6 protein-coding genes are annotated in these 7,486 nt (G+C 68.5%); 3 read left to right on the top strand and 3 right to left on the bottom strand.

Features of this window, described 5'->3' with window-relative positions; genetic code table 11:
* Nucleotides 1-247: 247 nt before the first annotated feature.
* The gene (locus tag ACWDUA_RS11195; protein ID WP_449751084.1) at nt 248-499 is read right to left on the bottom strand and encodes a hypothetical protein; all 252 of its coding nucleotides are present in this window, start codon (nt 497-499) and stop codon (nt 248-250) included.
* Between the two features lie 125 nt (nt 500-624).
* Between ACWDUA_RS11195 and ACWDUA_RS11190 the strand changes: the two genes are divergently transcribed.
* Complete coding sequence (locus tag ACWDUA_RS11190) at nt 625-1,638, top strand: alpha/beta hydrolase (protein WP_449751083.1); 1,014 nt, start codon at nt 625-627, stop codon at nt 1,636-1,638.
* Between the two features lie 23 nt (nt 1,639-1,661).
* Here the strand turns inward: ACWDUA_RS11190 and ACWDUA_RS11185 are convergent, their stop codons facing one another.
* Nucleotides 1,662-2,558: a universal stress protein gene (locus ACWDUA_RS11185; RefSeq protein WP_449751082.1), complete on the bottom strand. Its 897-nt coding sequence runs from the start codon at nt 2,556-2,558 to the stop codon at nt 1,662-1,664.
* A 108-nt stretch (nt 2,559-2,666) separates the two neighbouring features.
* Nucleotides 2,667-4,508: a flavin-containing monooxygenase gene (locus ACWDUA_RS11180; protein WP_449751081.1), complete on the bottom strand. Its 1,842-nt coding sequence runs from the start codon at nt 4,506-4,508 to the stop codon at nt 2,667-2,669.
* Nucleotides 4,509-4,718: 210 nt separating this feature from the next.
* On the opposite strand from ACWDUA_RS11180, the gene ACWDUA_RS11175 reads away from it, so the two are divergent.
* Together ACWDUA_RS11175 and glsA are read left to right on the top strand one after the other, a co-directional pair.
* Entirely contained in the window at nt 4,719-5,984 is a 1,266-nt protein-coding gene (locus ACWDUA_RS11175) for a GAF domain-containing protein (protein WP_449751079.1), read from the top strand.
* Nucleotides 5,985-5,994: 10 nt separating this feature from the next.
* Nucleotides 5,995-7,452: a glutaminase A gene (gene glsA, locus ACWDUA_RS11170; RefSeq protein ID WP_449751078.1), complete on the top strand. Its 1,458-nt coding sequence runs from the start codon at nt 5,995-5,997 to the stop codon at nt 7,450-7,452.
* Nucleotides 7,453-7,486 lie beyond the last annotated feature (34 nt).

Raw genomic sequence — 7,486 nt, 5'->3', positions numbered from 1 at the left:
AACTTTCCTCGGGTTTCGGGTGCAGGCTTGTGAACATCCGAGCCTTCCCCTGGTTTCGCACGGGTACGGAACCGTCCCGACCTTCCGCCGAATGCCGGGGGAGCGGCTGCGGGACGTCGACCTGCAAGTTCGTGACGAGACCCGACGTGAGTCCGGGCAGAATCGGAGCCCCTGTTCTACGCTCCCCGCAGGGAGGGGCCGATACCAACCGGGGGTCCGGCCAGGGAGTTCGTATGCTTGCACGTCGTCATTTCCTCACCGCGGCCACTGCGGGTCTGGGGCTGCTCGCCGCGGGATGCTCCACCGACAACTCGTCGGGGACATCAGCGGAACCATCGGTTCCCCCGGTCTCGACCGTCCCACCGGCACCGGGTGCCGGTGAGTTGAAGGTGAGCGGTTTCCAGCTGTTCGCCCAGGAGGACCTGAACTTCCAGTCGATGATCGCACTCGGGGCGTCGGGTATCTCGGCGGCCGTCGGTGAGGTCCTGACGGCGGTCAACCAGGCGAATGCGGCGCCGGGTGGGGCGTCGTATCAGTCGGTATACGACGCGTGGATCGCCTCCGGGAACCTGTTGACCCGACAGGCCGACGATGCGCTGAAGGCCGGCCACAAGGTGACCGCGAGTGCGCGGTACATGCCGTGCGGCGCAGTACTACAACCAGGCGCTGTTCTGGGTTCTCGGAACGTCGACGCCGGGAGCCGAGGCGCAGGTGTACGGCTCGATGAACGCGGCATGGACTGCGGCCAACAGCCTCGCCACCCCCGCCCCGGAGTCGGTGTCGGTTCCCTACGAGGACCACCCGCTCCCCGGATGGTTCTTCTCCGGCGGCAGCGGTACCCGGCCGGTGGTGATCATGAACAACGGCAGCGACGGCCAGAACGTGGACATGCTCGCCGAGGGCGGTGATGCCGCCCTCGAGCGTGGCTATCACGTCTTCATCTTCGAGGGCCCCGGACAGGGGTCGATGCTCTTCGAACACAACGTCCCGTTCCGGCCGGACTGGGAGAAGGTGATCACCCCTGTGGTCGACTACCTGGGTGGTCGAGACGACGTCGACACCGACAAGATCGTGTTGCACGGCATCAGCCTCGGCGGGTACTTCGTCGCCCGCGCCGCGGCCTACGAACACCGGCTGGCCGCGGTGATCGCCGACCCCGGCCTCGACAGCCCATGGCGGAGCTTCCCCGAGGCCCTCAAGATGATCTCCGAGGCAGGTCCACCGGAGGTGGTCAACAAGATCTGGGCCGACGACGTCATCGCCGGGGCCGGTCCGCAGGAGTCGTTCGCCCTCAAGAAGCGTCTGGAGATCTACACCACAGAGGCATACGATCAGGCGTCTGCAGGGCAGATACCCACCGACTGGTACGGCATCTCCCGACGGGTGCAGGAATTCACGTTGAGCCCCGCCCAGATGGCGGCGATCAGCTCACCGACATTGGTGACCGACTATGTCGACGACAGCTTCTTCGGCGACGGTCCCACGGTGCTCTACGACGGACTCGAGGTCGAGAAGAAGAAGTTTCTCCGCTTCGGTGAGAGCAACGGTGCGCAGTACCACGACGCACCCGTCGCCGCTCAGTACGTCGGAGAGGTCATCCTCGACTGGGTGGACGAGACCATCGGGCACCAGAGCTGACCAGGATCACGGAGACGAGGTTCTCAGCTCTCCTCGACATCGGCGTCCTTGGGGACCACCACCATCGGCACGGCGAGGGCGCGCAACATCTTGGACGCCGTCGACCCGAGGAACAGATGCAGGGGACGGGCCAGCCGGCTCGATCCGACGTAGACGATGTCACCGGTAGCCCACTCCACCAGGCCGACGCCGGCCTCGACGGACTCGGCGGCGATGGTCTCGGTGGAGATCTCGTGCCCGGATTCCAGCCGGCCGCGCACGTCGTCGGCCAGTTCGCGCAGATGCTCGGCCGCCTCCGCCCGGGCGGCGTCGTCGGTCTCGGTGCGGGGGTCGCCGGGGAGTCGGCCGTCGGCGGTCACAAACGAGATCAGACGCAGCGGGAAACCGGTACGACGGCACGTGGCGACCGCTGTCTCGAGCAGCGCACCGGTGCCGCCACGCCGACCGATGGCACAGGTGATCCGGCGGATCGGCTCCGCGGACTCGCGGGCGCCGAGCGGGGCGATCACCACCGGCGTCGACGACACGTGCAGCAGGTCGTTGACCACCGAACCGAGTGAATGGCGCCCGATGATGCCACCCCCGGAACCACCGACGACGATGACATCGCTGTGCGTCTGCTGGGCCTCGAGCACCAGGCCCTCCGCCGCGTTCTCGTGAAAGGCGAGATGTCCTTCGGCGACGACGTCGTCGGGGACGTCGGCCGTCGCCGACGCCAACCAGTCGGCGGCCTGATCGTCGAGCGATTCGGTGAGGGTGCGTGCCTCGGGGGTCTTCGCACGATCGGCGGGCGGTAGCACCATGCACACGGTGAGGTCGGCGTGCAGCGACCTGGCCATCGCGATCCCGAGTCCGAGCGCATCCTCACCACCGGGGGTGGGCAGGTACGCGGCCAGCAGGTTCCGGCGTGGGGTGGGCATCGTGCGGCTCCGCTCGTCGACCATCATCGGTTGCGGGTCGGACGCCGAACGCCTGGCACCGAGAGGCTCGGTGCCAGGCGTGGTCCGACCGATTCCCACCGTATCGGGTCAGCGGAGGTGATGGACCTCTTGCAGGCCATAGACCGGGGTGGGGATGCCCTCGAAGCGGGCCTTCAGCTGCAATGCCAGATACAGCGAGTAGTGCCGCGACTGATGCAGATTGCCCCCGTGGAACCACAGACCCGACTGCTGCGTCGGCTTCCACATGTTGCGCTGTTCGCCCTCCCACGGACCGGGGTCCTTGGTGGTGTCCGAACCGAGTCCCCACACCTTGCCCACGCGGTCGGCGACCTCCTGCCCCATCAGGTCGGCAGCCCATCCGTTCATCGACCCGTACCCGGTGGCGTAGACGACCACGTCGGCCGGCAGTTCGGTGCCGTCGGCGAGCACCACACTGTTCTCGGTGAGATGATCGACGTCGCCGTGGGCGAGCTTGATGGTGCCGTCGGCGACAAGCTCGCAGGCGCCGACGTCGATGTAGTAGCCCGAACCGCGACGCAGATACTTCATGAACAGACCCGAGTCGTCGTCGCCGAAGTCGAGGTCGAACCCGGCGGCCTCGAGACGGTCGTAGAAGTCCTTGTCCCGCTCGCGGATCTGGTCGTACAGCGGGATCTGGAACTCGTGCATGATCCGGTAGGGGAGCGAGGCGAACGTGAGATCGGCCTTCTTGGTTGTCATGCCGTCGGCGACCGCCTGCTCGCTGTAGAGCGCGCCGAGCCCGATCTCCATCAGCGAGTCCGACTTCACGATGTGCGTCGATGACCGCTGCACCATCGTGGTGTCGATCCCGTTGTCCACCAAGGCCTTGCAGATGTCGTGCGCGGAGTTGTTGGCGCCGATCACGACCACCTTCTTGCCGACGTAGCCGTCCGGCCCGGGGTGTTGACTGGAGTGGTGCTGATCGCCGGCGAACACGTCCTGGCCGGGGAAGGTCGGCACGTTGGCCTTGCCGGACATGCCGGTCGCGAGCACCAGCTGCTGCGGGTAGAGGGTCAGCCGTTCACCATCGCGGTCGATCTCGACGGTCCAGGCGCCGGCGACCTCGTCGTAGTTCGCCGACAGGCAGGTGGTCTTGCTCCAGTACGGGACCTCCATCACCTTGGTGTAGAACTCCAGCCAGTCGCCGATCTTGTCCTTCGGCGCGAACACCGGCCAGTTCGGCGGGAACGGCAGATACGGGAGGTGGTCGTACCACACCGGATCGTGCAGGCACAGCGACTTGTACCGTTTGCGCCACTGGTCACCGGGACGGTCGTGCCGGTCGATCACGATGGCCGGCACCCCGAGCTGACGGAGCCGGGCGCCGAGCGCGATCCCGCCCTGCCCGCCACCGATGACGAGCACGAACGGCTGTCGGCTGCGGCCGAGTGAGGCCTCCTCGTCGGCCTTTTTCTCCGCCCACGAGCGGGTGTCGGGGTCGGAGCCGTGCACGGCACCGCGCGGGCGGTCGAATCCCTGCGGTTCCTCGTGCCCCTTGAGTTCCTGCAGGGTGGTCAGCAGGGTCCACGCCTGGTCCTCACCGGTGTCGGCGTCGGCACGCAGCCGCAGGTGTCCGCCGCCGCGACCGGTGGCGGTCTCGAACTCGATGAAGGCCGAGACCACGCCGTCGTCCTCGGTGGCCGGTTCGCTGGTGGCGAATCCCGACGGGTCGGTGTCGGCGAGGCGGTCGGCGAGCATGTCGGCGATCTGCTCGCGGCCCTCGACGGTCTTGATGTTCCAGGTGAACGACACCAGATCGCGCCAGAAGGCGTCGGTGGCGAAGAGTCCGGTCACCGCGGCCACATCGCGGGCGGCCGACGCCGCCTCGAAACGGGCCAGCCACCGATGCGCACGGTCCTGCGGGGTGGCCGTCGAGGTGGCGACCTCGGGTTCGAGTGTCTGGGTCATGGTGATCCTCTCGGAGTGGGAGTCGCGGATTCGCGCTCGTCCTGCACGTCGTGCTCGGATGTTGTGCTGAATGTGATGGACAGCACACTCCGATCCCGGGGCAGGTCGCAAGGGTTGCAGCGGGTTGCCGTCAGGCCCCGACCGGCTGCAACCCCCTGCAACCCCGTCCGGCGATTGCCGCAGCTGTGTGACGGGGAGCACAATCACTGTGTGACGTCAGGTGCTTCCACGCTCGAACCGGCGGTGTCCGCCGGCGACGATCCCCGACAGTTCGCCGCGGTGCTGAGCGCGGTGTACGACGCGGCGATGGCCGGCGATCGTCCGCCGGCCCGGCCGCGGCAGGTGATCGGGGAGTCGTGGGCACGACTGCTGGGAAGGGGCATCGATCCCGACCGCGGTGCCGATCTGCATCCCTTGGAGATGGCCGACCTGCAGTCGCGCCGGCACGGATCAGGGCTCGACACCGTGCTCGACGGCCTCACCCGCGGCCTGGACGCGGTGGTCGCCGACGGCGACAACATCCTGGTGGTGGCCGACGCCGACGGCCACGTCCTGTGGCGCAGCGGTGCCCCGCGCGTGCTGCAGCGCGCGGATCGTCTCGGCTTCGTCGAGGGTGCGTGCTGGGCGGAGTCGGCGGTGGGCACCAACGCGATCGGCACCGCCCTGGAATCCGGCCGCGCGGTGCAGGTCTTCTCCGCCGAGCACTTCGTGCGCACCCATCACACCTGGACCTGCGCCGGTGCCCCGATCCGCAACCCACGCACCGGGGCCGTCCTGGGCGTCGTCGACGTGAGCGGTCCGGCCGCGACCATCCATCCCACCACCCTGGCCCTCGTCGACACGGTCGCCCGCCTGGCCGAGTCGCAGCTGCGCGATCATCACCGGCACGTCCTCGACCAGCTCCGTGCCGTGGCCGCCCCGATCATGGCCCGTTCCGGTGGGGCGACGATCGCCGTCGACGTCGACGGTTGGGTCGCCGCGGTCGACGAGATCGCACCGCGCTCGCGGGTGACCCTGCCGCACGGCCTCGGCCCCGGACGGTCCTGGGTGCACACGCTCGGCGAATGCGACGTCGAACCCCTCCCGGGCGGCTGGTTGCTCCGGATGGCGTCCGACCCCGAGCCGGGCGACGGACCGGCGACCACCATCGACCTGCGCACCGAACCCGACGGCACGATGACCGTGATGGTCGGCGGTGCCGGTGGACGATGGACTCATCGTGCCTCACCGCGCCACGCCGAGATACTGACGCACCTGGCGGCACACCCCGCCGGGGTCAGCGCGGCGCAACTGTCACAACACCTGTTCGGGACCGCGGCGCGCACGGTCACCGTGCGCGCGGAGATCTCGCGGCTACGCAAACGACTCGGCGGTCTGCTCGTGGCCAACCCGTACCGGTTCGCCGGCGGTGTGCGGGTCTGCGACACGAGCGCCGCGATGGGCGTTCACCCGGGCTCGATCGGTGGACTGCACTAAATTCTGACCTGTGATCTCACAAGTCGACGGGTATCTCACCCACATCATGGCGTCCTGCGCGGGCGACGACTCCGGCGCGGTGGCGGGCTACATCCCGGAGCTGGCGGCCGCCGATCCCGATGGTTACGCGCTGGCGCTGTGCGTGCACGACGGGCATGTCTATGCGCAGGGCGACACCGACACGACGTTCACCATCCAGTCCATCTCCAAGCCGCTGACCTATGCGCTGGTGTTGAGCCGGCTGGGGATGGTCGCCACCGACCAGAAGATCGGCGTGGAACCGTCCGGGGAGGCGTTCAACGAGGTCAGCGTCGATGAGCGGCGCCGCCCTCGCAACCCGATGATCAACGCCGGTGCCATCCTCACCGCGTCGATGCTGCTGCCGCCGGTCAAGACCGTCGACGCCGGCACCGTGGACCGTGTGTTCGGCGACATCGTCGAGTTCTATTCGGCCTGCGCGGGGCGCCGCCTCGCACTCGACGAGTCGGTCTACCGATCCGAGGCGGCAACCGGGTCACGCAACCGTGCGATCGCTTACATGCTCGACAGCTTCGGCGTCCTCGACACCTCGGTGGAGGCCGCCCTCGACCTCTACTACCGGCAGTGTTCGCTGACGGTCACCGCGAGCGATCTCGCCGCCATCGGCGCGACCATCGCCGACGGGGGCGTCAACCCGCGCACCGGCCGTCAGGTGATGAGCCACGAGGTCGCGCAGCGGCTCCTGTCGGTGATGACCACGTGCGGCATGTACGACGGCGCGGGGGACTGGGTCACCTCGGTGGGGCTGCCCGCCAAGAGCGGTGTGGGCGGCGGGATCATGGCGGTGCTGCCTGGTCAGCTCGGCATCGGCGTGTACTCGCCGCGCCTCGACGAGCACGGCAACAGTGTGCGCGGGGTGCAGACGTGCCGCGAACTGTCGACCAATCTGGGCCTGCACATGTTCAACGTGGCCCGGGAGGCCCCGGCCACCCTGCGCGCGGTCTACGACCTCGCCGATGTCGAGATCGGCGCCGACTGGTCCGATCAGGAACGCATCTACCTGCGCACCTGCCGCGACCGCGTGCGGGTCTACGAGCTGCAGGGCGACCTCACCTTCGGCGGTGCGGAGAGCGCGCTGCGCCGGATCGAGGCCGACCTCGACCACATCGACGTGGCGATCGTCGACATCTCCCGGATCGGGGTGATCGACCCGGTGGCCCGCACCATGGTGCTCGGGATGAAGTTCGTGCTGTCGGCGGGAGGCAAGCGCGGAATCCTGATCGACCCCGACAACGTGGTGCGCAAGTCGGTGGAGCTCTACCGGTCGGACTCGGTGGCACCCAATCTCGGTGCACCCGAGCAGCTGCGCGGATTCGAGCCGACCCTGCCGCACGTGCACACCACCCTCGACGCCGCACTGTTCGACGCCGAGGAGTTCCTGCTCAAGCGGGCCCGCGACGAGACCGTCGTCGACGCGCCGTCGGAGTGACCCGCCCACGGCGCCGGTGCGGATCGGCCGGGCT

Source organism: Gordonia sp. NPDC003376 (assembly GCF_053589235.1).
Note: the sequence above shows the minus strand (reverse complement) of the source record. Positions and strands in the feature narration are given on the sequence as shown.